The 23,118-nt window shown below is 50.2% G+C and carries 15 protein-coding genes; 3 read left to right on the top strand and 12 right to left on the bottom strand.

Features of this window, described 5'->3' with window-relative positions; translation table 11 throughout:
* Positions 1–41: 41 nt before the first annotated feature.
* The 3 genes from AC4PME_RS00535 to gltB form a co-directional block, all read right to left on the bottom strand.
* Positions 42–401: a hypothetical protein gene (locus AC4PME_RS00535; RefSeq protein ID WP_119502285.1), complete on the bottom strand. Its 360-nt coding sequence runs from the start codon at positions 399–401 to the stop codon at positions 42–44.
* 188 nt (positions 402–589) lie between these two features.
* On the bottom strand, positions 590–2,005 hold the full coding sequence (locus tag AC4PME_RS00530; RefSeq protein WP_490709614.1) for an FAD-dependent oxidoreductase: 1,416 nt from the start codon (positions 2,003–2,005) through the stop codon (positions 590–592).
* A gap of 17 nt (positions 2,006–2,022) precedes the next feature.
* Positions 2,023–6,489, bottom strand: a complete 4,467-nt coding sequence (gltB, locus tag AC4PME_RS00525; protein ID WP_491044543.1) for a glutamate synthase large subunit — start codon at positions 6,487–6,489, stop codon at positions 2,023–2,025.
* A 738-nt stretch (positions 6,490–7,227) separates the two neighbouring features.
* Here gltB and arcB point away from each other — a divergent pair.
* The 3 genes from arcB to AC4PME_RS00510 are packed head-to-tail and all read left to right on the top strand — an operon-like array spanning position 7,228 to position 11,707.
* On the top strand, positions 7,228–9,588 hold the full coding sequence (arcB, locus tag AC4PME_RS00520) for an aerobic respiration two-component sensor histidine kinase ArcB (protein ID WP_119502281.1): 2,361 nt from the start codon (positions 7,228–7,230) through the stop codon (positions 9,586–9,588).
* Positions 9,589–9,596: 8 nt separating this feature from the next.
* The gene (locus AC4PME_RS00515; RefSeq protein WP_119502280.1) at positions 9,597–10,142 is read left to right on the top strand and encodes a PH domain-containing protein; all 546 of its coding nucleotides are present in this window, start codon (positions 9,597–9,599) and stop codon (positions 10,140–10,142) included.
* A complete protein-coding gene (locus tag AC4PME_RS00510) occupies positions 10,142–11,707 on the top strand; it encodes a PH domain-containing protein (protein WP_119502279.1) in 1,566 nt (521 codons plus the stop codon). Before AC4PME_RS00515 ends, AC4PME_RS00510 begins: the two co-directional genes overlap by 1 nt.
* A gap of 8 nt (positions 11,708–11,715) precedes the next feature.
* On the opposite strand, the gene AC4PME_RS00505 is transcribed toward AC4PME_RS00510, so the two are convergent.
* The 9 genes from AC4PME_RS00505 to AC4PME_RS00465 all read right to left on the bottom strand — a co-directional run bounded on the left by AC4PME_RS00505 (position 11,716) and on the right by AC4PME_RS00465 (position 23,100).
* Positions 11,716–13,428 (bottom strand): M1 family metallopeptidase, encoded by a 1,713-nt coding sequence (locus tag AC4PME_RS00505; protein ID WP_119502278.1) that lies wholly within the window; start codon positions 13,426–13,428, stop codon positions 11,716–11,718.
* Positions 13,429–13,568: 140 nt separating this feature from the next.
* Positions 13,569–14,129, bottom strand: a complete 561-nt coding sequence (locus AC4PME_RS00500; RefSeq protein ID WP_491044544.1) for an HD domain-containing protein — start codon at positions 14,127–14,129, stop codon at positions 13,569–13,571.
* 127 nt (positions 14,130–14,256) lie between these two features.
* Positions 14,257–15,441, bottom strand: a complete 1,185-nt coding sequence (gene prpF / locus AC4PME_RS00495; RefSeq protein WP_491044545.1) for a 2-methylaconitate cis-trans isomerase PrpF — start codon at positions 15,439–15,441, stop codon at positions 14,257–14,259.
* 76 nt (positions 15,442–15,517) lie between these two features.
* Entirely contained in the window at positions 15,518–18,109 is a 2,592-nt protein-coding gene (gene acnD / locus AC4PME_RS00490) for a Fe/S-dependent 2-methylisocitrate dehydratase AcnD (protein ID WP_491044546.1), read from the bottom strand.
* A 54-nt stretch (positions 18,110–18,163) separates the two neighbouring features.
* Positions 18,164–19,285 (bottom strand): bifunctional 2-methylcitrate synthase/citrate synthase, encoded by a 1,122-nt coding sequence (prpC, locus tag AC4PME_RS00485; protein ID WP_491044547.1) that lies wholly within the window; start codon positions 19,283–19,285, stop codon positions 18,164–18,166.
* Positions 19,286–19,349: 64 nt separating this feature from the next.
* On the bottom strand, positions 19,350–20,228 hold the full coding sequence (gene prpB, locus AC4PME_RS00480) for a methylisocitrate lyase (protein ID WP_119502273.1): 879 nt from the start codon (positions 20,226–20,228) through the stop codon (positions 19,350–19,352).
* A 14-nt stretch (positions 20,229–20,242) separates the two neighbouring features.
* On the bottom strand, positions 20,243–20,914 hold the full coding sequence (locus AC4PME_RS00475; protein ID WP_119502272.1) for a GntR family transcriptional regulator: 672 nt from the start codon (positions 20,912–20,914) through the stop codon (positions 20,243–20,245).
* Between the two features lie 158 nt (positions 20,915–21,072).
* The gene (locus tag AC4PME_RS00470; RefSeq protein ID WP_491044548.1) at positions 21,073–21,636 is read right to left on the bottom strand and encodes a hydrolase; all 564 of its coding nucleotides are present in this window, start codon (positions 21,634–21,636) and stop codon (positions 21,073–21,075) included.
* A 54-nt stretch (positions 21,637–21,690) separates the two neighbouring features.
* Complete coding sequence (locus AC4PME_RS00465) at positions 21,691–23,100, bottom strand: MFS transporter (protein ID WP_491044549.1); 1,410 nt, start codon at positions 23,098–23,100, stop codon at positions 21,691–21,693.
* Between the last annotated feature and the right edge of the window lie 18 nt (positions 23,101–23,118).

Here is a 23,118-nt window from a genome sequence, read left to right as displayed (position 1 = left end):
GAGCGTCCGGCACCGGATAGCTGGGAGGAGGCTGACAGGTCTCAGTTGGCCTTAACAATCATCATGTCTACCTGAGAGCCTTCGTGATCAGGGGAAATGATGACCCGCACACTGTCGTTCGCGGCAGTGAGTAACGTTCTGCCCTGTACTGTTGCTGCGACCTGCATACCGGGATACTGCGCCGTGTAATAGTCGATGAGTGTTTGCTGCGGTGTCGCGGAATAAAACACCAGTGTGGCAGGCAGTCCGCTGTCGAAAACCTGACATTGCTTTGCGTCATCCGGCATGGTCAGCGTGTGAAAGTCTGCCGGACAGGCTGATGTGTCAGGTGCTGCTGCCACAGATAAAGAAGCCGTACACAGCAGAGTCGCTGCAATCATACTGCACGTCTTTTTGTTCATTTTTACTCTCCCTTTATTAAGCGGAATGGATGCTTAACAGATGAGTAAAACTATAGGCAAGAACCCCTGAACCGGCAATAAAGCATAGGTATACCGGCACGCACTCAAGTATCGGCGGTTGATCTTCAGAAACGAAAAAAGCCACGGAATTCTCATCCCGTGGCTTTTGTTTTTTGCTTTGAGCCGTATTAAACGCCGAGGTAATCCATGATGCCGTCAGCCGCTTTACGGCCTTCGTCAATGGCGGTTACCACCAGATCGCTGCCCCGAACCATATCGCCACCGGCGAAGATTTTCGGGTTAGCAGTCTGATAAGCGTACTTACCACCGGCAGGGGCGATAACACGACCCTTTTCATCCAGGATAATACCGTAGTCAGCAAACCAGCTGGCAGGGCTTGGCTGGAAACCGAAGGCGATGATAACCGCATCCGCTTCAAGCACGTGCTCTGAACCTTCCACCTCAACAGGACGACGACGACCGTTGATGTCCGGCGGACCCATTTCAGTTTTAACCAGTTTAACACCGGCTGCAGTGCCTTCACCGGTCAGCGCGATATCCAGTGGTTGTACATTGAAGACGAATTCCACACCTTCTTCTTTCGCGTTCTGTACTTCCTTGCGTGAACCGGGCATGCTTTCTTCATCACGGCGATAAGCACAAATTACGCGTTTTGCGCCCTGACGGATAGACGTACGTACGCAGTCCATAGTGGTATCACCACCACCCAGCACAACAACGGTTTTGTCTTTCATGTCGACAAAGTCAGCAGGATCTTTTTCCAGCCCCATTACACGGTTAGTATTCGCAATCAGGAACGGAAGGGCATCAAAAACACCTTCAACGTGCTCATTGTCAAATCCGCCTTGCATGGACTTGTACGTCCCCATACCGAGGAACACGGAATCGTATTCATCAAGCAGCGTCTGGAAGTCGATATCTTTACCGATTTCAGTATTGAGTCTGAACTCCACACCCATTTCGGTGAAAATTTCACGACGACGTTTAATCACGTCTTTTTCCAGCTTGAACGAAGGAATACCGAAGGTTAACAGGCCGCCGATTTCTTCGTACTTGTCGAAAACAACCGGCTTCACACCGTTACGTACCAGAATGTCTGCACAGGCAAGACCTGCAGGACCTGCACCCACGATAGCGACTTTTTTATCTGTCCAGACTACGTCAGACATATCCGGACGCCAGCCCATTTCGAAAGCGGTGTCGGTGATGTATTTTTCAATACTACCGATAGTTACGGCACCGAACTCATCATTCAGCGTACAGGCACCTTCACATAAACGATCCTGTGGACACACGCGGCCGCAGACTTCCGGCAAGCTGTTCGTTTTATGAGAAAGTTCTGCCGCTTCAATAATACGACCTTCATTCGCAAGGCTCAGCCATTGCGGAATGTAGTTGTGAACCGGACACTTCCACTCGCAATAAGGGTTACCGCAGTCCAGGCAGCGGTCTGCCTGGCCTTCGGTTTGTGATTGCGTTAACGGTTGATAAATTTCAGCGAACTCACCCTTACGCACCATGATAGGTTTTTTCGGCGGGTCAATCCGTTCAACGTCAACAAATTGGTATACATTTTTAGCCATTACTTCACCTACCTCTCTTATTGCGCCTGGATCCGCAGCTCGTCACTCGAACGGCTGATGTGGCCCAACAGGTTTTTAACGTCACTGGTTTTCGGCTTAATTAACTTAAAGCGTTTTACCGACTCAGCGAAGTTCGTCAGCAATGACAATGAGTGTTCACTGCCTGTTTCTTCATAGTGCTGGTTAATCAGACCACGTAAGTGCTCTGACAGAATGGCCTTGTCGCCAATATCCATGATTTCAACCAGTTCAGGGTTAACGCGGTTATCAAGGTCACCGTTTTCGTCGTACAGGTAAGCGAAGCCACCTGTCATACCGGCACCAAAGTTAACGCCTACCGGGCCCAGTACAGCAACAATACCACCGGTCATGTATTCACAACCGTTGTCACCGATACCTTCGACCACGGCGGTTACGCCTGAGTTACGCACACCGAAACGTTCACCGGCACGGCCGGCAGCGAACAGTTTACCGCCGGTAGCACCATACAGACAGGTGTTACCCATGATCGCACTGTTATGTGCATCGAAACTGATGTTCTTAGGCGGATAGATAACCAGCTTACCGCCAGTCATACCTTTACCCACGTAATCGTTGGCATCACCTTCAATACGCATGTGCAGACCACCTGCGTTCCATACGCCGAAGCTCTGGCCCGCAGTACCGGTAAACTGTATTTCAACCGGCACATCTTCCATATCATGGTTTCCGTGATGTTTGGCGATTTCACCAGACAACATGGCACCCACTGAACGGTCAGTGTTGCGGATTGGGTAGCTTAGACGGATACCTTTGCCTTCACGCACAGCGTTTCGGGCATCGTCCAGAATCTTCGCATTCAGCTCACCTTTATCCAGCGGCTGGTTGGTGGTTTCTGAACAGAACAGACGGGTATGCTCGCCTTCAACCGGTGTTGCCAGTAGTGGTGACAGATCCAGTTTGTTTTGTTTCGCTGAAATGCCGTCGATAACTTTCAACAGATCAGTGCGGCCTACCAGTTCATCGAACTTACGTACGCCCATCGCGGCCATAATTTCCCGCACTTCCTGAGCAATGAACTTAAAGTAGTTCATTACCATCTCAGGCAAGCCGATGAAGTGTTCTTCACGCAGCTTTTGATCCTGAGTTGCAACACCTGTCGCACAGTTGTTCAGGTGACAAATTCGCAGGTATTTACAGCCTAACGCCACCATCGGGCCAGTACCGAAACCGAAGCTTTCAGCACCCATACAGGCTGCCTTGATAACGTCCAGACCGGTTTTCAGACCACCGTCGGTTTGTACACGTACTTTGTGACGCAAACCGTTTTCAATCAGTGCCTGTTGTGTTTCCGCCAGACCCAGCTCAAACGGGCTGCCGGCGTACTTAACAGACGTCAGCGGGCTTGCACCTGTACCACCGTCATAACCGGAAATGGTAATGAGGTCAGCATACGCTTTCGCTACACCGGTAGCGATAGTGCCTACGCCAGGCTCTGATACCAGTTTCACTGAAATCAGAGCGGTAGGGTTAACCTGCTTAAGGTCAAAGATAAGCTGAGCCAAATCTTCGATAGAGTAAATATCGTGATGAGGCGGTGGTGAAATCAGGGTTACACCTGGTACAGAGAAACGCAGTTGCGCAATGTACTTGTTAACCTTGTCACCCGGCAACTGACCACCTTCGCCCGGTTTTGCGCCCTGCGCTACTTTGATCTGGATAACATTTGCGTTAACCAGATAGTGCGGGGTTACACCGAAGCGGCCGGAAGCCACCTGCTTAATTTTAGAGTTCTTTTCTGTGCCGAAGCGGGAAGGGTGTTCGCCACCTTCACCTGAGTTCGACTGGCCACCTAAACGGTTCATTGCAATGGCCAGGGCTTCGTGGGCTTCAGGGCTCAATGCACCGATAGACATCGCCGCGGTATCGAAACGGGGGAACAGTTTTTCCGCCCCTTCGACTTCGCTGATATCAATGGCTTCATTGGGCGAATTCAGTTTCAGCAAGTCACGGAAGTGCGCTGGTGCGCGCTCATTGACGTGTTTTGCATAAACCTGGTAATCGCTGTATTCACCGGAAACCACTGCAGTTTGCAGTGATTTCACCACATCCGGGTTGTAGGCGTGATATTCGCCGCCGTGAACATATTTCAGCAGACCACCGTGAGACAGAGGCTTACGCTTCAGCCAGGCAATGCGGTTAAGGTTAATCGCATCCTGTTCGAAATCTTCAAAGCCGGCACCCTGAATACGGGAAGGTACGCCGTTAAAGCAAAGGTTAACCACATCTTTATTGATACCGATGGCTTCAAACAGCTTGGAGCAGCGGTAGCTGGCCACAGTGCTTATACCCATCTTAGACATGATTTTGTAAAGGCCCTTATTGATACCTTTACGGTAATTCAAAACGGCGTCTGTTACCGAGCAGGTCAGCTCGCCTTTTTCGCACAGTTGCTCGATGGTTTCATAAGCAAGGAACGGATAAACAGCCGTTGCACCCAGGCCAATGAGTACAGCAAAGTGATGCGGGTCACGGGCTGAAGCAGTTTCAACCACAACGTTTGCGTCGCAACGCAGTGCTTTTTCAACCAGACGGCGATGCACCGCACCGGTCGCCATAGCGGCAGGAATGGTCAGTCTGTCTTTCTTAATGTTGCGGTCTGACAGAATAACGAATGCAGCACGCTTCTGTTTAACCAGATATTCCACTTCGTTACAGATACGTTCGATGGCCTTACGTAAGCCTTCTTCCTGCTTATATTGCAGGTCAACTTTCTCTGAATAGTAGTTTTCAGGGTTAAATTCACGCAGCTGTTTTAAGTCGGTGTAAACCAGTACCGGAGATGAAAACAGTACGCGGTCAGCATAACCTGACGTTTCGCTGAATACGTTCTGCTCGCGGCCGATACAGGTAGCCAGTGACATTACGTGATTTTCACGTAACGGGTCGATTGGCGGGTTGGTTACCTGGGCAAACTGCTGACGGAAATAATCGTAAACAGTGCGGGTTTTGGAAGACAATACTGCCATTGGCGTATCATCACCCATTGAACCTACAGCTTCCTGACCATCTTTGGCCAGAACCTTCACGACTTGCTGAATTTCTTCGTAGCTGTAGTTGAACAGCTTGTGGTAAACCTCAATGGTGTCGTCATCGAAGACACGCTTACCTAATTCAGAAGAATCCATCTGCTCAATTGGCGTCAGGTGACGGATGTGTTTTTCCAGCCATTCTTTGTACGGGTGACGGTCTTTCAGCTCTGCGTCGATTTCGTTGGAACGCCAGATCTTTCCGTTGTAGGTATCAACGGCGAGCATTTCGCCCGGACCAACGCGGCCTTTTTCTACCACGTCAGCTTCGCTGTAATCCCAGATACCTACTTCTGAAGCCAGTGTGATGAAACCATTTTTGGTGATCACGTAGCGGGCAGGGCGCAGACCATTACGGTCAAGGTTACAGGCAACGTGGCGACCGTTTGTCAGTACGATACCGGCAGGACCGTCCCATGGTTCCATGTGCATTGAGTTAAACTCGTAGAATGCACGCAGGCTTTCGTCCATGGTTTTGTTATTTTGATACGCTGGTGGCACAAGCAGACGCATTGCACGGAATAAGTCCATGCCGCCCGCCAGGAATAATTCCAGCATGTTATCCAGAGAAGATGAGTCAGAACCTGTTGTATTTACATAAGGTGCAGCATCTTTCAGATCCGGAATCAAAGGCGTTGAGAACTTACCGGTACGGGCCATTGCCCAGTCACGGTTACCTTTGATCGTGTTAATTTCACCATTGTGCGCAAGAAAACGGAAAGGCTGCGCAAGAGGCCATTTAGGCAATGTGTTGGTGGAGAAGCGCTGGTGGAATACACAAATAGCACTTTTCAGACGTTCGTCAGCCAAATCTGCGTAGAAGGCAGGCAGATCTTTCGGCATCACCAGACCTTTATAGATGGTGACTAAGCCGGATAAACAGGCTACATAGAAGTCTTTGTCTTTTTCCAGACGTTTCTCGGCACGGCGGCGAACCATAAACAAACGACGTTCTACGTCGCGTTTACGCCAGCCCGCAGGAGCATTCACAAAAACCTGCTCGATCTGCGGTACACCGGTCAGAGCCAGTTCACCTAATACATCGTGGTTTACCGGCACTTTGCGCCAGCCCACAACATTCAGTGTTTCTTTTTCCAGCTCTTCGTTAAGAATGTCTCTGGCAGCTTGTGCCAGCGCGTCGTCCTGACTCAAAAAGATCATGCCTACGGCATATTTCTTACTCAGCTTCCAGCCGTTCTCTTCGGCGATAGCCTGAAAAAAGGCATCCGGTTTTTGCAGTAGCAATCCGCAGCCGTCACCGGTTTTACCGTCGGCAGCAATACCGCCACGGTGCTGCATTCTGTCCAGGCCCTGGATTGCAGTCGTTACCAGTTTATGGCTGGCTTCCCCGTGAGTGTGGGCAATAAGACCAAAGCCACAGTTATCCCGGGAATCATTGGGATTATATAAACTCATCTTAAAAACTCCTTCAACCTTCGACTGGACAAGGCATGTGTTGGATCGTGTTCCGCGCAGGACACGCATCGCAACATTAGTGTAGACGTCTATTTACGAGCCAGTTTTCACCATACTCTAAGCGCCTTTTTATGTCGTTAATTATTATTAGTAGGACGCCAGTCGTTAACCGCATTTTTATGCACTATTGCTTAGCGGGCCGTACAAAATACATACATTGGCATATAAAATCAAATGATAAAAATGTGAAGACCTTATGTATTTTGAATAAGTTACATAAAATCATTTTAAATCAATATCTTAATTTGAAATCGCCGCTGATTGGATTTTGAGCTGAACGCTCATTTTTTTATCAAATTAGTATGTTTATACTAAAGTTCAAAAAAGAATAAGAGGTTAATTGTGAATAATCATTCATAAAAATTGTTTATTTATATGGAAATGCAGGGTGTGGCTGAATGAATATCACTTTTACGGCAACCTGTCAGAACCCGCCAAGCCCGACCAGACAAAATCTAATATACCTCTGTGCCGGTGCATTAGCAAAGTCACCGGGCGTATCCATATAAATGAAGGGAATTATCGCTATGACGAATTTTGCCCGTCAGTGAATAGGTCAGGATAGTCACCGGAGTGTCACAAATTAGTATAACGTGCAGGCAGATTTGTGGGTTTTCCAACGCGACCGTGTTATAAGTGCTGTAAGTTTAGTTATTTAGAAATTGCAGTACGTTCGTTATGCATCAAGATTCTCCAAATGATTCGTGGGCGATAAAGTTTGCGCAGTTTATAAAGCGCTTTGGCACACTGAAACTAAGTTTGCTGTTTGTTGTTGTTACGCTGGTTTTCACCCTTGGCGGTTCATACGTCATTCGGGTGACCATGGGCAATGAGGTTCAACCTGACGATTTTATTATCGCTGTTGTGCTCACCATGATGTCAGCCCCCTGGGTACTTTACTTCTTAAGTGAACTGGTTAAACAACTGGAAACTTCCCGCACGAATTTAAAAGAAGTGGTCAGCCAGCTGGAACGTTTGCGTGAGGAAGATGTATTCCTTAACCGCGAACTGCAAAGCAATATCCGCCAGCTTAATCATGAGATGGAACAGCGCCGTAAAGCGCAGGACGACCGTGAAGCGGTGTTTAAAGATCTTGAAAAAGAGATTGAAGAGAAATCTTTTTCAGAACAGCAGGCACGACACTTATCTACACTGCTGCGTTCCATCATCGATGCTTCACCGGATCTGATTTACTACCGTAATGAAGAAGGGCGTTTTGCCGGCTGTAACCGCATTGCGGAAATGCTCACCGGTAAGTCCGAAGCAGAGCTGGTAGGTCTGACCTTACATGATGTGTTTGAAGAAGAACTGGCCCGCCAGATTGTTGCTTCTGATCATGAAGTGCTGGAAACCAATGCCAGCATGACTGAAGAGTTGTGGTTGCGCTTTGCTGACGGAAAACGCCGTTACTTCGAAATGAAGCGGGTACCGTTTTTTGATAACGAAGGCACACGTTTAGGTTTGCTGGCTTTTGGCCGGGATATGACAGAGCGCAAACAGGCCGAGAATGCTGCTGCGAAAGCCAGTACCGATAAGACCCGTTTCATTGCCACGATTTCTCACGAATTGCGAACGCCACTGAACGGCATTGTGGGTTTAAGCCGCATGCTGCGCGACACGGATTTGAGCGAAGAGCAGTTCAACTGGGTCAGTACTATTTATGCCAGCGCGATTACGCTGGGCAATATATTCAACGACATCATCGATCTGGATAAGCTGGACCGGGATAAACTTGAGCTCAGCCTGAAAACGGTATCGCTGCGTGATTTCACCCAGGAGTTGTCCAGCATTATCCGTCTGTTAGCGGCAGACAAATCGCTGGAACTGATAACCGATATTCAGGAACCCTTACCGCAACTGGTGGAGGTTGACGGTACCCGTCTGCGTCAGATCCTGTGGAACATTCTGTTTAATGCCGTGAAGTTTACGCAGAAAGGGAATGTGAAACTGAGTGTGTCGGCAACGCCGGCAAAAGATGATATGACGGTGGTGACCTACGTGGTAGAAGATACCGGTGTGGGGATCCCTGACAGCGAAATTGAGAAAATTTTCGCCATGTATTATCAGGTAGACCATCCGGATCATCAGTCTGCAACAGGTACCGGTATTGGTCTGGCTATCTGTAAGCAAATGGTCGACTTGATGAACGGCGATATCCGCGTTACGTCAGAAGTCGGCAAGGGCACACGCTTTGAAATTGAGCTGCCGTTACAGATTTCTAACCGTCCTATGCAGGTTTCCAAACTGCTGGTGACCGATCTCAACATTCTGCTGGTGGAAGACATTGAGCTGAATGTGATGGTAGCAAAAGCGCTGCTTGAGAAATTAGGTCAGACAGTCGACGTGGCCATGACCGGTCAGGAAGCAATTGATAAAGCCCGTGAAAATCACTACGACCTTATCCTGCTGGATATCCAGTTGCCGGATATGACAGGGTTTGACGTGGCCAACACGCTGCGCGATGAAGATTTGGTTATGGGTACGCCGATGGTGGCATTAACGGCTAACGTGATTAAAAAGCGTGAAGAGTACCTGCAAAACGGTATGGATGACGTTATCGCCAAACCCATCAAGAAGAGCCGTGTGATTGAGGTGTTCAACAGTTTATTTGCTGAACCGGCCGCACCGCTGCATACTGAAGTGGAAAACAAGCCTAAGAAAACTGACAACAGCAAAGCGCTGTCTAATATTCTGGATATCGAATTGTTGCAAATGCTGGTGGATACCATTGGTGAAGATATGGTCCGTGCCAGCGTAAAAGTGTTCCAGGATAAAATGCCGGAGTACATGGAAATTCTTCAGTTGAGCCTGAGTGCTGACGAAAAGTCTGAAGTGTGCTCCCAGGCCCATAAAATAAAAGGTGCCGCCGGCTCTGTAGGGCTTTCCCGTGTGCAGCGCATTGCCAATCAGATCCAGCAGGGAGATCACCCTGCATGGTGGCAAAACGTGCATGACTGGGTTGAAGAGCTTCAGATGGCTGTTGCTCACGACATGAAAGCACTGCAAGAGTGGCTTAACTCACAAATGATTGAGGACTGATACAAAGCATGACCACGGAAGGTGAAGCCTTTTCAAATACGGTTGTCTCTGCAGACCAGCTGCCGTCTCTGGACACGCTGGTTTATGAGCCTTTGTCGCCGCGCTACAGAACACTGAATCTTGCTATCGCGGCGGCTATCTTCATCACCCTTCTGGTGGTCGTAAACTTCATCCGCTTTCAGCCTTTTGTCACATTACCGGAAGGTCTGCTGTTTGCCTGGCCTTTCGTAACGACAGGTCTTTTAGCCTTGTGGGGGCTGCTGAGTGTTTATCACTGGCTTGCTGATCCGTTGTTGCAGTTCTCACTCAGAGAGCAGGATTTATCTGTTCACAAGGGACTGATATTCCGCAGCATCACCTGCCAGCCGGTACTTCGTATACAGCACATAGAGCTCAAGCGCGGGCCGCTGGAAAGGCTGGCCGGACTGGCAACTTTGCAGGTCTTTTCTGCCGGTGGAGCAGGGCATACCTTTGAAATCCCGGGCCTGCCCGTGGCTCAGGCACAGAAAATTCGCCAGTTCATTCTTGATCACAAGGATGTGGGAGCGCGCTGATGCTGTCACAACAGGAAGCCGCTGTCTCCACCGGCGTTAACTGGCGCAGACTGGCACCGGTAGCGGTGATCTATTTCATTGTCTCCAATGTTCTCAGTTTTATCCGCCAGTTTATTGTGGTGCTTTCTGTACTTGCCTGGTCTGCCAGCAGCTTTGACTATCAGCAGTCGTTCTGGTTTATACCCGTCATGGTGGCCATCTTTCTGGCAACGATTGTCAGTGGCGTTGTGAGTTACTGGTTTTATCAGTACCGCATCCGCAACGAACACATTGAAATACGTAGCGGACTATTCAGGCGTCGCAATATTAATCTGCCGTTCTGGCGCATTCAGAATGTAAAAATTGAACAACCTTTTTACTACAGGCTTACCCATTACACCGTGGTGGTGCTGGATACAGCAGGTTCATCCGGAGAGGAAGCTAAAATTGTTGCCGTAGAACGGGATTATGCGCAGCAGCTCCGTCAGGCGGTGTTGATCTCCGGCAGACAGCATCAGGCCGGGACCACAGAGGATAAGACGCCAGAGGCAGTTGACACCGCGACGTCATCACTAGCGGATGATGAGAAGGTGATCAACCGCCGCAGCCTTTCCGATCTCATCATTCACGGACTGACCAATAACAGGGTGTGGATCCTGCTTGGTGCACTGACGCCTTTTTATGACGAGATATCCGGTTTTGTTTACGACTTTGTGGATGATCTCGGGTTATCCATGGATGCACTCTTCGCTGATCAGCAAGTACTCTGGTGGCAGGTAGGTTTATATGTCATTTCCACCATGCTGCTGATCCTCAGTGTGATGGCCATGGTGTCGGTAGCGGGGTCGGTGATCACGTATTATAACTACACGCTCACCCGCACATCGGACCGGTATATCCGTCGTTCAGGACTGTTCAGTTTGCAGGAAGTCAGTATGCGTGAGTCCCGTATACAAATGATTTCTGTCAGGCAGGACTGGCTGGATTATCTGCTCAAGCGTGCCAATTTCTTTTTTGAGCAGAATAAGACCGGTGACAAACAGGAGCAGGAATTACATGCGACTCATAAGATGCTGGTGCCGTCCGTCACCCTTGCTGAGGCACAGGCTCTGGCTACAGATGCAATGCCGGATAACAAGGTGTATCAAACAGGCTATAGCAGGATCAGCACCCGCTTTATCAGTCGCTGGATCCTGACGCTGGCTCTGCCTGCCTGTGCGCTGGTGTCGGCAATGGGCTATGCCCGTGAAGGCTGGCACATTTTCCTTATCACCATTCCGGCTTTTATGCTCGCCTGTGCAGGTATTTATTTGCGCTGGCGGCGATGGGGATTCGCCTGCGATGATACTTACTGTTATATCAGAAAAGGTATGGCAGGGATTGACCGCTACAGTTTTGCACTTTTTAAGGTTCAGCAGGTGGCACTGACTCAGAGTGTGCTGATGCAGCGCAGAGGGCTGGCCAATGTGCACTTTATTCTGGCAAGCGGCAGTATCACCATACCATACATTCCTTATGCGGTTGCCACAGCGCTGGCTGACAAAGCGCTGTGGCATGCCGAATCAGGCCGCCGCTCCTGGATGTAGCACCAGCTCTATTTCGTTTCCTCTTTTTCTGCCTGCTCTGCTTTCCACGCTTTAAAATCTTCATAGCGTTGTTCGTAACGCAGCACTTTACTGTGTGGATCGGCAATAACGGTATCTTTCGGATGCGCCGGTACACGACGGGTCTTTACCATATCGATAGTTATCACTTTTCCGTCGATGCTGACGTCGAGAGGCATAGGAAACGGTAAGTCATTTTCAGTCTTCCACGTAAAGGTGACGCCGTTGTCGTCGCGGGTAGTGATCAGCTCAGGAAGCGGGGCGTGATATAAATAAACATCAAAGAACCAGTCCATATTGGTGTCAGTTGCCGCATTGATATTGTCGATGAAGGTCTGTGTATCTGCAAATACCGGCTTGAAGTTCCCCGGAGCAGGATCAGGACGGCCATATACTGTGGTGGTAACTGCCCTGAAAAAAGCCTCGTCACCAATCAGATAACGCAGTGTATGCATAATCAGTGAGCCTTTCGCGTAAATGTCGCCGGCGGGCCCGCTTTCATAAACGTCTTCTTCCGACATCAGTTTGTTGTTTACGATGGGGTACTCATTAATGAGGCCTTTACGCTGGTTGTTCAGCAGCGCAAAATAAGACAGGTCACCATTGAGGTATTGGGCATACAGAGGTTGCATGTATGAACCTAACCCTTCGTGCAGCCACATGTGATCCCAGTTGTCATTGGTGAGCTGGTTGCCGAACCATTCGTGAGAAAACTCGTGCTGCATTAACCAATCGTAGCCGGTTTCATCTTTTTTGTAGTCATTACCATAAGCGTTAATGGTCTGGTGCTCCATGCCAAGATGAGGGGTTTGCACAATGCCGGCCTTTTCATCTGCAAACGGATAGGGACCAATCATCCGTTCGAAGAACGTGATCATGCCGGGAAGCTCATTAAATAATGCCCGCGCTTTATCGTCGTTGCCTTTTAAGTGGTAATACACCAGCGGAATAGTATTGCCATAGATACTGGTGAAATTGTCTTCGAGTATTTCGTAGGGAGCGATATTCAGTGCGATACCGTAGGTGTTATGCATCGACCTGGTATGCCAGTGCCAGGTTTTACTGTCACCGTTCTCTGTTGTGTCTGTCAGCACGCCATTGGCTGCAGCAACGAGATTGTCGGGCACGGTAATGAAAATATCTGCTGTAGCCGGTTCACCAAATGGCTGATCAATACAAGGCCAGAACAGATCACAGCCTTCACCCTGTACCGCTGTCGCTAACCATGGTTCGCCATCAGGTGTTTGTTCCCACATGACGCCGCCGTCCCAGGGGGCCCGTACCGGTGTACGGGGATGTCCCTGATACACAATCCGCAGCGTCGCGGGATAGGTGATAACCGTACTATTTTCAACGATCAGCTCACCTTGTTCGTTACGGTATGCGTCTGTGGTAAGTGGTTTTCCATTTAACCACACCGAAGTGATGGTGAAGCGGGTATCTAAATCCACAGAAAGATGTGTTTGCGGGTTGTCTGAGTTAAGCGTGAGTGTGGTATCACCAAATAACACTTCGTTCGTAAAGTCGAAGGAAAAATTGAGTCTGGCGTGGCTAACCGACAATCCCTTTTGATACGGGGCGATCTCACCGCCGCTTTTTAACGTGTAAGGTGTTGATTCAGTATTGTTTTGAGAAGAGGAAGTTGCAGCACAACCACTCAGCAGAGCGGCTGTCATTGCTATAGCAAGGGCATGTTTTTTCATTGTTCTTGTCCGGATATCTGTGTGGTTTCCATTCTTCACAGATATCCCGAAAGGTACAAACAGAACAGGACAAATGTCCTGTAATACAAGTTATATACAGGAAATCAATAGGTTGCCAGGTGATGTGCTGTTCAGACTGGCTAACTCACCTGATGCAATGCAACCGGAGAGGCAGGCTGGTTAACCAGCCATCGTTCTACCATTTGTATTAATGCGCTACTGGCTTGCGGAAATAGTGGTAAATGCCGGGCAAGCCACTGGCTAAACTCGGGCAACATGCCGGATTCAAACTCGGTAACCGTTTGTGCCAGCACAAACATGTCAGCGAGTGCCATAGTTTGTAAAAGGGCAGGAGCGGCCTGAATCGCCGGGAAATTCGTTTGTGCCAGGGTTTCGGGCGCGCCGCTGTCCGGCAAATTGAAACTGCGCATGGCAGATACCATGTCCGCAACCTTCTGACCAAAACACATCTCAACTTCATCACTGTCTGCGTAGTCGTCCTGCATGGAGCGTGTCAGCCAGGCCGCAGCCAGCATTTCCCGGTTATGGGGCAGCTTACTTAACAGCACCGCCAGTTCCCGCGGGTGGTGGATAAAGGTTGCGCCATTGTGGCGGCGTAAATGACCGGCTAATGCATACTTGCGTGCGGTAAACAGTGCAGCTGATGATACGTAATCATCTTCAACGAGTAATGCCTGCATAAGGACCTCTTACCTTCAATGTGTTATTGACAACGGACGCTCTGAACGGCGTCCTTTGAAGTCCCTATTACAAATAGTGTGCCTGTTTTTTCGCCGGTTTTTTGGCACTCAGGTTTTTAAACTGCCTTCAGGGTGTCAGAACGTCAGCGGGAACCCGCACCCATCCTTCCATCAGTACCCTTGCGCTGCGGCTCATTATTACCTTTTTTACCTGCCACTGGGCGTGATGATATTCAGCCTGTGCGCCGACTTTCAGTGTGCCGGAGGGATGGCCGAATACCACCTGACTACGTTCCCCGCCACCGGCTGCTTCATTCACCAGTGTGCCGGGAATACAGGCGGCAGTAGCAATGGACACTGCAGCAGTACCCATCATGGCATGATGTAACTTACCCATGGATAAGGCCCGGACATTCAGGTCAATATCCTGCTTCGCTATGTGCTTCCCGCTGGATGCCGTATAATCTGCAGGCGGGCTGACAAACGCGACTTTCGGCGTGTGCTGGCGCGTGGCCGCTTCATCAATATGACCGATGAGGCCCATTTTCATTGCGCCGTGAGCCCGGATAGTTTCGAACATTGCCAGCGCTTTTTCATCACTGTTAATGGCATCCTGTAACTCTGTGCCGCTGTAGCCGCAACTTTCTGCATCAATGAAAATGGTGGGAATACCGGCATTGATCATCGTTGCTCTGAGCGTGCCAACACCCGGGACGTGGAGATCATCAACCACATTACCGGTAGGAAACATCGCGCCATCATCATCCGCAGGGTCCACAAAAGCGATTTCTACTTCTGCCGCCGGAAAGGTTACGCCATCCAGTTCAAAGTCACCGGTTTCCTGTACCTCACCGTTGGTCACGGACACTTTTGCAATGATGCCTTTACCAATATTCACCTGCCAGATTTTCACGGTGACGATACCATTGTGTGGTATTGAGTCCTTATCAACCAACCCGTTGCTAATGGCAAATGCGCCCACCGCGGCGGTGAGGTTGCCGCAATTTCCTGACCAGTCCACAAAAGGCTTATCAATAGCCACTTGTCCGAACAGGTAGTCCACATCAAATCCTTCCCGTTCACTTTTAGACAGGATAACGGTCTTGCTGGTACTTGACGTTGCACCGCCCATGCCGTCCGTTTGTTTACCGTACGGGTCCGGGCTGCCAATGACCCGCAGCAATAACGCGTCTCTTACCGGGCCGGGTTGCTGTGCGGCTTCGGGCAAATCGGTGAGTTTGAAAAACACGCCTTTGCTGGTACCGCCGCGAATGTAGGTTGCCGGAATTTTAATTTGTGGGGCGAAAGTCATGGCTCTTTTCTCTTGTTAGATGATGCGGGGTGTTTGTCAGACTGGCTGGCACGCAGGCCAGTCTGAACCACTCTGGTCAGGTGTTTTCAGATTCCAGGAAATCCTGAGCAAAGCGCTGCAACACACCGCCAGCGGAATAAATGGACACTTCCTCAGCGGTGTCTAAACGGCATTTCACTTCTGCTTTGTCCGTTTCGCCGCCGGCGCGATGGATGATTAGCGTCAAAGTGGCGCCGGGTGAAATATCCCCCTCTACATCGAAGGTTTCAGTACCGTCGATATGCAGGGTTTTGCGTGTTGTGCCCGGCTGGAATTCCAGCGGTAATACACCCATACCAATCAGATTGGTGCGGTGTATGCGCTCAAAGCCTTCTGCCACAATCACTTCCACACCAGCAAGCCTGACGCCTTTTGCTGCCCAGTCACGGGATGATCCCTGACCGTAATCAGCACCCGCTACAATGATCAAAGGCTGCTTGCGGTTCATGTAGGTCTCAATGGCTTCCCACATGCGTACCACTTTACCTTCCGGTTCGATGCGCGCCAGTGAGCCCTGAACCACGTCACCGTTTTCCGTTACCATTTCATTAAACAACTTCGGGTTCGCCAACGTAGCCCGCTGGGCGGTTAAATGGTCACCCCGGTGGGTGGCGTAGGAATTGTAATCCTCTTCCGGTACGCCCATTTTCGACAAATATTCACCGGCGGCACTTGACGCCAGTATGGCGTTTGAAGGTGATAAATGGTCAGTGGTAATGTTATCGCCCAGCACGGCAAGGGGACGCATGCCTTTCATTGTACGCTCTGCTGCCAGCGCACCTTCCCAGTAGGGGGGGCGGCGAATATAGGTGCTCTTCGGACGCCATTTGTAAAGCGGATCCAAATCCTTGCCATAGTCGACTTTCAGATCGAACATGGGCTCGTACACTTGTCTGAACTGCTCTGGCTTAACCGCACTGGCGACAATGGCATCAATTTCTTCATCTGAAGGCCAGATATCTTTCAGCGTGACAGGGTTACCGTCACTGTCCGTACCCAGCACATCTTTTTCGATATCGAACCGCACTGTACCGGCGATGGCATAGGCCACAACCAGCGGCGGAGAGGCTAAAAAGGCCTGTTTGGCATAGGGGTGAATGCGGCCGTCAAAGTTCCGGTTTCCTGACAAGACAGCAGTGGAATATAAATCACGCTTAATAATTTCTTCCTGAATCTTCGGATCGAGGGCACCGCTCATGCCGTTACAGGTGGTACAGGCGAATGCGACAACACCAAAGCCCAACTGTTCCAGTTCAGATAAAAGGCCGGCTTCTTCCAGATAAAGCTTTACTGTTTTAGAGCCCGGCGCCAGCGAGCTTTTTACCCAGGGCTTTCTGATCAGTCCTCTGGCATTGGCATTGCGGGCCAGCAATCCGGCGGCAATAACATTGCGGGGGTTGCTGGTATTAGTACACGAAGTGATAGCCGCGATAATGACTGCGCCATCCGGCATTTTGCCATTTTCCTGTTCAACATGAGCGGCAATGCCTTTGCTTGCCAGGTCTGCCGTCGCCAGCCTTGCATGAGGATTAGACGGGCCGGCCATATTTCTGCCGACTCCGGACAAGTCAAAGGTCAGTACCCGCTCATATTCCGCTGTCATCAGGTCATCAGCCCAAAGGCCGGTGGCTTTCGCGTAAGACTCAACCAGTTCAACCTGTTTGTCTTCACGACCGGTCAGTTTCAGGTAGTCGATGGTTTGCTCATCAATATAAAACATGGCAGCTGTGGCGCCGTATTCCGGCGTCATGTTTGAAATCGTTGCGCGGTCGCCCACGGTCAGCGCCGACGCGCCTTCGCCGTAGAATTCAAGATAAGCAGATACAACACGCTCTTTACGCAGGAATTCAGTAAGCGCCAGAACGATATCGGTGGCGGTAATACCGGGCTGTGGTTTGCCGGTTAATTCTACGCCGACAATGTCAGGCAGGCGCATATAGGAAGCGCGGCCCAGCATGACACTTTCTGCTTCCAGACCGCCTACACCCACGGCTATCACCCCAAGTGCGTCAACATGCGGGGTGTGACTGTCTGTACCGACCAGGGTATCAGGAAAGGCAACGCCGTCTCTGGCGTGGATCACAGGAGACATTTTTTCCAGATTGATCTGGTGCATGATGCCGTTACCCGGGCCAATCACATCCACGTTTTTAAACGCCGTTTTGGTCCAGTTAATAAAGTGAAAGCGATCGTCGTTACGGCGGTCTTCTACTTCACGATTTTTTTCAAAGGCATCTGCTTCAAAGCCTGCGTGTTCTACAGCCAGTGAATGGTCGACAATCAGTTGAGTCGGTACGACGGGGTTCACTTTAGACGGATCGCCGCCTTTCTCTGCAATCGCGTCCCGCAATCCGGCTAAATCGACCAGTGCGGTCTGGCCCAGAATGTCGTGGCAAACTACGCGGGAGGGGAACCAGGGAAAGTCGAGGTCGCGCTTGCGATAAATTAACTGCTCCAGTGAAGCAGTGAGGTGTTCGGGCTGGCATTTTCTTACCAGGTTTTCCGCCAGCACTCTGGACGTGTACGGCAGCTTTTCATAAGCCCCTGCTTTTATGCTGTTTACAGCTTCACGGGTATCGTAAAAATCTAACCCGGTGTTTAAAAAGGGTTTGCGATAGTCCATATTCATAATCGGTCTTCTCCGGCAGGCAATGGCGGGCTGTGGCGGCCCGCCCGCAGCGCATCAGCGTTGTTCGATGGGGGTAACGGGACGTAATTCTTCGCCGGTATATTCGGCAGACGGACGGATGATGCGGTTATCCGCCCGCTGCTCCATCACGTGGGCAGCCCAGCCGGTGAGCCTGGACATAACGAAAATAGGGGTGAATAACTTCGTCGGGATCCCCATAAAGTTATAGGCAGAGGCATGGAAGAAATCGGCATTACAGAACAGTTTCTTTTCACGCCACATCACTTCTTCACAGCGCACAGACACCGGATAAAGCACTTTATCACCAACGTCTTCAGCCAGTTTTTCTGACCAGCCTTTGATGATTTCGTTGCGCGGATCGGATTCACGGTAAATGGCATGACCGAAGCCCATGATCTTCTCTTTGCGGGCAAGCTTACCCATCATCTGTTCTTCAGCATCGTCCGCCGAGGTGAAACCTTCGATCATCTCCATGGCTGCTTCATTTGCGCCGCCGTGAAGCGGGCCACGCAATGAACCGATTGCACCGGTAATACAAGAGTGCATGTCTGATAACGTGGATGCACACACTCTGGCGGTAAAGGTGGAAGCGTTGAATTCATGTTCGGCGTAAAGGATCAGGGAAACATGCATAACCTGTTCGTGAAGTTCACGGGGCTTTTCACCATGCAGCATGTGTAAGAAGTGAGCGCCGATGGAGTCATCATCAAGTTCGGTATCAATGCGTACGCCATCGTGACTGAAGCGGTACCAGTAACAAATGATACTTGGGAAACAAGCCAGCATGCGGTCGGTGACTGCATCCTGCTCAGAAAAATCCTGTTCCATTTCAAGGTTACCCAGTACCGAACAACCGGTGCGCAACACATCCATCGGATGGGCATCTTTCGGGATGCGTTCAAGGACTTCTTTAAGCGCTTGTGGCAACCCGCGCTGGCTTTTCAGTTTTGCTTTGTAAGCTGCCAGTTCGCCGGAGTCCGGTAATTTTCCTTTCAAAATAAGATGGGCGACTTCTTCAAACTGACAATGATTTGCCAGGTCTTTCACATCATATCCGCGATACGTCAGTCCTGAGCCTGACTGACCAACGGTGGAAAGTGCCGTTTTGCCTGCAACTTGTCCGCGAAGTCCGGCGCCGCTTAATTCTTTAGCCATGATCTTGTCTCCCGATTTTCATCGTGTGTAGGGTCAAATGTGGTGTGTTATTAATTTCGCCGTATTACGCCTTTGACTTTGAAAACAGCGCGTCGAGTTTTTGCTCGTAATCGTGATATCCCAGATAGTCGTACAGCTCCATGCGGGTTTGCATGGTATCGACAACTGCCTTCTGGTCGCCGTCGGTGAGAATGCTTTGATAAACCCGTTCAGCGGCTTTATTCATTGCCCGGAAAGCACTTAAAGGATACAGCACCATGTCTGCACCCCATTCTCCGAGCTGGGCTTTATTCCATAATTCGGTTTTGCCAAATTCGGTGATATTGGCAAGAATGGGCACATCCAGCGCCTCAGCAAACGCGCGGTAGTGGGCTTCGGTTTGAATGGCTTCTGCGAAAATACCGTCAGCACCTGCAGCAACATACGCTTTTGCCCGTTCAATGGCTTTTTCCAGCCCTTCCTGTGCGAAGGCATCTGTACGGGCCATAATGAAAAAGTCAGGATCGGTGCGGGCATCAACCGCCGATTTGATCCGGTCGACCATTTCCTCTGTGGACACGATTTCTTTGTTAGGGCGGTGACCACAACGTTTCTGCGCCACCTGGTCTTCCATATGCACCGCCGCTGCACCGGCCTTTTCCATATCGCGAATGGTTTTAGCAATATTAAAAGCGCCGCCCCAACCGGTGTCGATATCGACCATCAGGGGTAAATCGCAGGCTGAGGTAATGCGCTGCACATCAACGAGCACATCGTTTAACGACGTCATACCGAGATCCGGCAGGCCGTAAGAAGCATTGGCTACGCCGCCACCGGACAGATAAATTGCCTGATGACCAATTTGTTTTGCCATCATGGCGGTGTACGCGTTGATGGTACCGACAATTTGCAACGGCTTGTTGTCAGCTAACGCCTGACGGAATTTCTTGCCTGCACTGTGCATGAACTGTTCTCCGGTTAACTCTGTGATGTGATAAGTAACTTGCGTTCGATATTATTTTTCGAATACAAAATGTGTCTGCGCATGAGCATTTCAGCCAGCTCGCCGTCACGGTTGGCAATGGCCTGAACAACGTGACGATGTTCGTCGTAAGCGGTGGTGACGCGGGGACCGGCCATACCAAACTGCACGCGGTACATGCGCACCAGATGATAAATACCGTCAATTAAAACGGTAATAAGATGGGTGTTTTTGCTGCCCAGAACAATGCGGTAATGAAAGTCCACATCGCCGGCTTCCTGATAATAAGACTCGCCGCCTTTTACCTCGTCAAAATGATCGTTGAGCAGGCCTTGCAGCGCGTTAATGTCCTGATCTGACATATTCTGTGCTGCCAGCCGCGCCGCCATGCCTTCAAGTGCTTCGCGCACCTGATACAGCTCTATTAAACCTTGCGGAGTGAGAGTAACGACCCGTGCGCCGACATTGGCCTTGCGTTCTACGAGATGGCTGGCGGTAAGACGGTTTATTGCTTCACGGATAATGGCCCGGCTGACATCATATTTTGTCGACAATTCCGTTTCACTTAACTTGGAACCCGACGGAATGACTCCTTCAACAATGTCGTTGCGAAGCTTGATAAACGTGCGATCCGCCTGTGTAACGGGGCTTTCAAAAGCGAGTTCCATAAACCTGTCAGTCACAATAAATATGTCTAAAGTGTCGACAATGTAGGCGGTTTTGAAGAGATAGTCAACCAAAAGGCGGTAGATTGTCGACAATCTTATTGAGCAGACGTAACTCTGCAGATCCTGCGGTCAACGATATTTCTGAAGAAGAAGGGGAGCTATTTCAGTATGTTCAGCACAGTTTTGAAGGCGGGGTGATGACAGGTTTTCATTAACCTGAACACGATCATTTCAAAACTGGTGAGCCGGACGCCGGCGTTGTGCATATTATTGATGGCCAAATCACGATCTGCCTGCTTGCGTGATGACACACAATCGGTAACAAGGTGAATCTGATAGCCTGCAGCGGTCATATCCATTACCGTTTGATACACACAAACATGGGCTTCAATACCGGCAACCAGCCAGTTTTTCATTTTGCTTTTTGCCAGTTCAGACTTCAGAGCCGGTTCTGCAAAGCCGCTGAAGTGGTATTTCTCAATCAATGGAAAGGCATGAAGATGCTGCTTTAACTGAGGGATTGTTTCGCCGAGACCCTGCGGGTTCTGTTCCAGCACGATGACGGGCAGCGATAACGCTGTACAGCAGCGGATCAACTTTTCAGTCGTCGTTATGCACTGCTCACTGTCGTGGACCTGTCGGGCAAGCTTACCCTGTATGTCTACAATTAGCAGACCGCAATTATCTTCTGTCAGTTCATCGCTTTCTGTATTGAGCAGCATGTATTTCCTCTGATGTTGAGAAGCCGCACTTCCGCTTCATTGTTCATTCAAACGTTATGACACCTTTGCGGCCCGCTTATTTAAAATAGCATCACCTGCGTTAGCAGGTAGTTTTGCGCTGTCTATGAGCGCAAGTAAAGAGACTGCGGCCATCATGTAAAAGGTCAGGCTGAAATCAAATACCGACGGATTTTCCGTTGAGGAGCCGGTGATCACGGTGGCCAGTGCAAGGGCGAGGGCGCCGGTGGTGATACCCAGACCACGTGTCATCTGCATGAGTACAGCACCTAAGGTATTGGCATCCCGCATTTCATTCTGCGGAATATCCGCGAAGCTGATGGTATTCAGGACGGTGAGGTGCATTGAGCGGTTCATACCGCTGATAAACAGTACCAGCGCCATTAACCATGACGGAGTGGAAGCATCAAACAGTGCGATAGCGGCGAATCCGGCGGCAATAAATACAGTGTTGGCCAACAGTACAGTGCGGAATCCGAATGTATTCATGACCCAGGTTGTTGCCGGCTTGATGGCCAGGTTACCTGCAAACAACCAGAGCAGCAGCGTACCGGCTTCCACCGGTGTGAAACCCAGCGCCAGTTGGAGCATCAGGGGAATAAGAAACGGTGCGCTGGATAAGCCAATCCGGATTGCTGAACCGCCGATTACAGTTATTCTGAAGGTGGCTACAGACATCGCCTTCAGTGAAAACAGCGGGCCGGGTGAAACAGCCATGTGTCTGAAGGTGAGAATTAATAAAACGAGTCCGCAGGAGGTCAGAAGGCCGGGCACCAGCAGAGAGTCAGGCCGGCCGCTGAAAGATTCCAGTCCCGCCATAAACAGGCCGAAACCAATCCCGCTTAAAAGAAATCCCGTGACGTCGAAGCGCTGCGGCTCACTTTTATGATTTTCAATCAATACCATGCCTATGGTCAGGGCGATGATGCCAAGGGGGACATTCATTAAAAATATCCAGTGCCAGCTGAATGTCTGTGCTATCCATCCGCCCAGCACCGGGCCGATGAGGGGGGCAGCGAGGGCAGGCCAGGTAAGAATTGCCATACCTCTTACAATCTGATTTTTCGGTAACGCCCGTAATACAACAAGCCGGCCTACGGGCACCATCATGGCTCCGCCGAGTCCCTGCAAAATTCGGGCTCCGGTGAAAGTATACAGGTTTGTACTGATGGCACAGAGTACCGAAGCAATCACGAATACACAGATTGCCGCACAAAAAACCGTTTTGGGACCCAGCCGGTCAGCTGCCCAGCCGCTGATGGGAATGAAAACCGTCACGGCAACCAGATAGGCTGATATGCCCACGGATAAATGGGCGGCAGCAACATTGAAGTCGGCAGCAATGATGGGCAGTGCTGTACTGATCACCGTTGCGTCAAGAATTTCCATAAACAGTGTGGCGGCAACCAGTAATGCGGTTGCTGTTTTGCGGTCAAATTTACTCATTATTTCCGTTTAAATTTT

The organism is Alteromonas sp. (genome assembly GCF_984505615.1).
The sequence above is the reverse complement of the archived record's forward strand: the minus strand, read 5'-3'. Positions and strand labels throughout refer to the sequence as shown.

What these genes read in the sequence shown, in the direction of transcription:
- AC4PME_RS00535 (WP_119502285.1), bottom strand. Translation starts at nt 401, where the DNA reads ATGAACAAAAAGACGTGCAGTATGATTGCAGCGACTCTGCTGTGTACG.
- AC4PME_RS00530 (WP_490709614.1), bottom strand. Translation starts at nt 2,005, where the DNA reads ATGGCTAAAAATGTATACCAATTTGTTGACGTTGAACGGATTGACCCG.
- gltB (WP_491044543.1), bottom strand. Translation starts at nt 6,489, where the DNA reads ATGAGTTTATATAATCCCAATGATTCCCGGGATAACTGTGGCTTTGGT.
- arcB (WP_119502281.1), top strand. Translation starts at nt 7,228, where the DNA reads ATGCATCAAGATTCTCCAAATGATTCGTGGGCGATAAAGTTTGCGCAG.
- AC4PME_RS00515 (WP_119502280.1), top strand. Translation starts at nt 9,597, where the DNA reads ATGACCACGGAAGGTGAAGCCTTTTCAAATACGGTTGTCTCTGCAGAC.
- AC4PME_RS00510 (WP_119502279.1), top strand. Translation starts at nt 10,142, where the DNA reads ATGCTGTCACAACAGGAAGCCGCTGTCTCCACCGGCGTTAACTGGCGC.
- AC4PME_RS00505 (WP_119502278.1), bottom strand. Translation starts at nt 13,428, where the DNA reads ATGAAAAAACATGCCCTTGCTATAGCAATGACAGCCGCTCTGCTGAGT.
- AC4PME_RS00500 (WP_491044544.1), bottom strand. Translation starts at nt 14,129, where the DNA reads ATGCAGGCATTACTCGTTGAAGATGATTACGTATCATCAGCTGCACTG.
- prpF (WP_491044545.1), bottom strand. Translation starts at nt 15,441, where the DNA reads ATGACTTTCGCCCCACAAATTAAAATTCCGGCAACCTACATTCGCGGC.
- acnD (WP_491044546.1), bottom strand. Translation starts at nt 18,109, where the DNA reads ATGAATATGGACTATCGCAAACCCTTTTTAAACACCGGGTTAGATTTT.
- prpC (WP_491044547.1), bottom strand. Translation starts at nt 19,285, where the DNA reads ATGGCTAAAGAATTAAGCGGCGCCGGACTTCGCGGACAAGTTGCAGGC.
- prpB (WP_119502273.1), bottom strand. Translation starts at nt 20,228, where the DNA reads ATGCACAGTGCAGGCAAGAAATTCCGTCAGGCGTTAGCTGACAACAAG.
- AC4PME_RS00475 (WP_119502272.1), bottom strand. Translation starts at nt 20,914, where the DNA reads ATGGAACTCGCTTTTGAAAGCCCCGTTACACAGGCGGATCGCACGTTT.
- AC4PME_RS00470 (WP_491044548.1), bottom strand. Translation starts at nt 21,636, where the DNA reads ATGCTGCTCAATACAGAAAGCGATGAACTGACAGAAGATAATTGCGGT.
- AC4PME_RS00465 (WP_491044549.1), bottom strand. Translation starts at nt 23,100, where the DNA reads ATGAGTAAATTTGACCGCAAAACAGCAACCGCATTACTGGTTGCCGCC.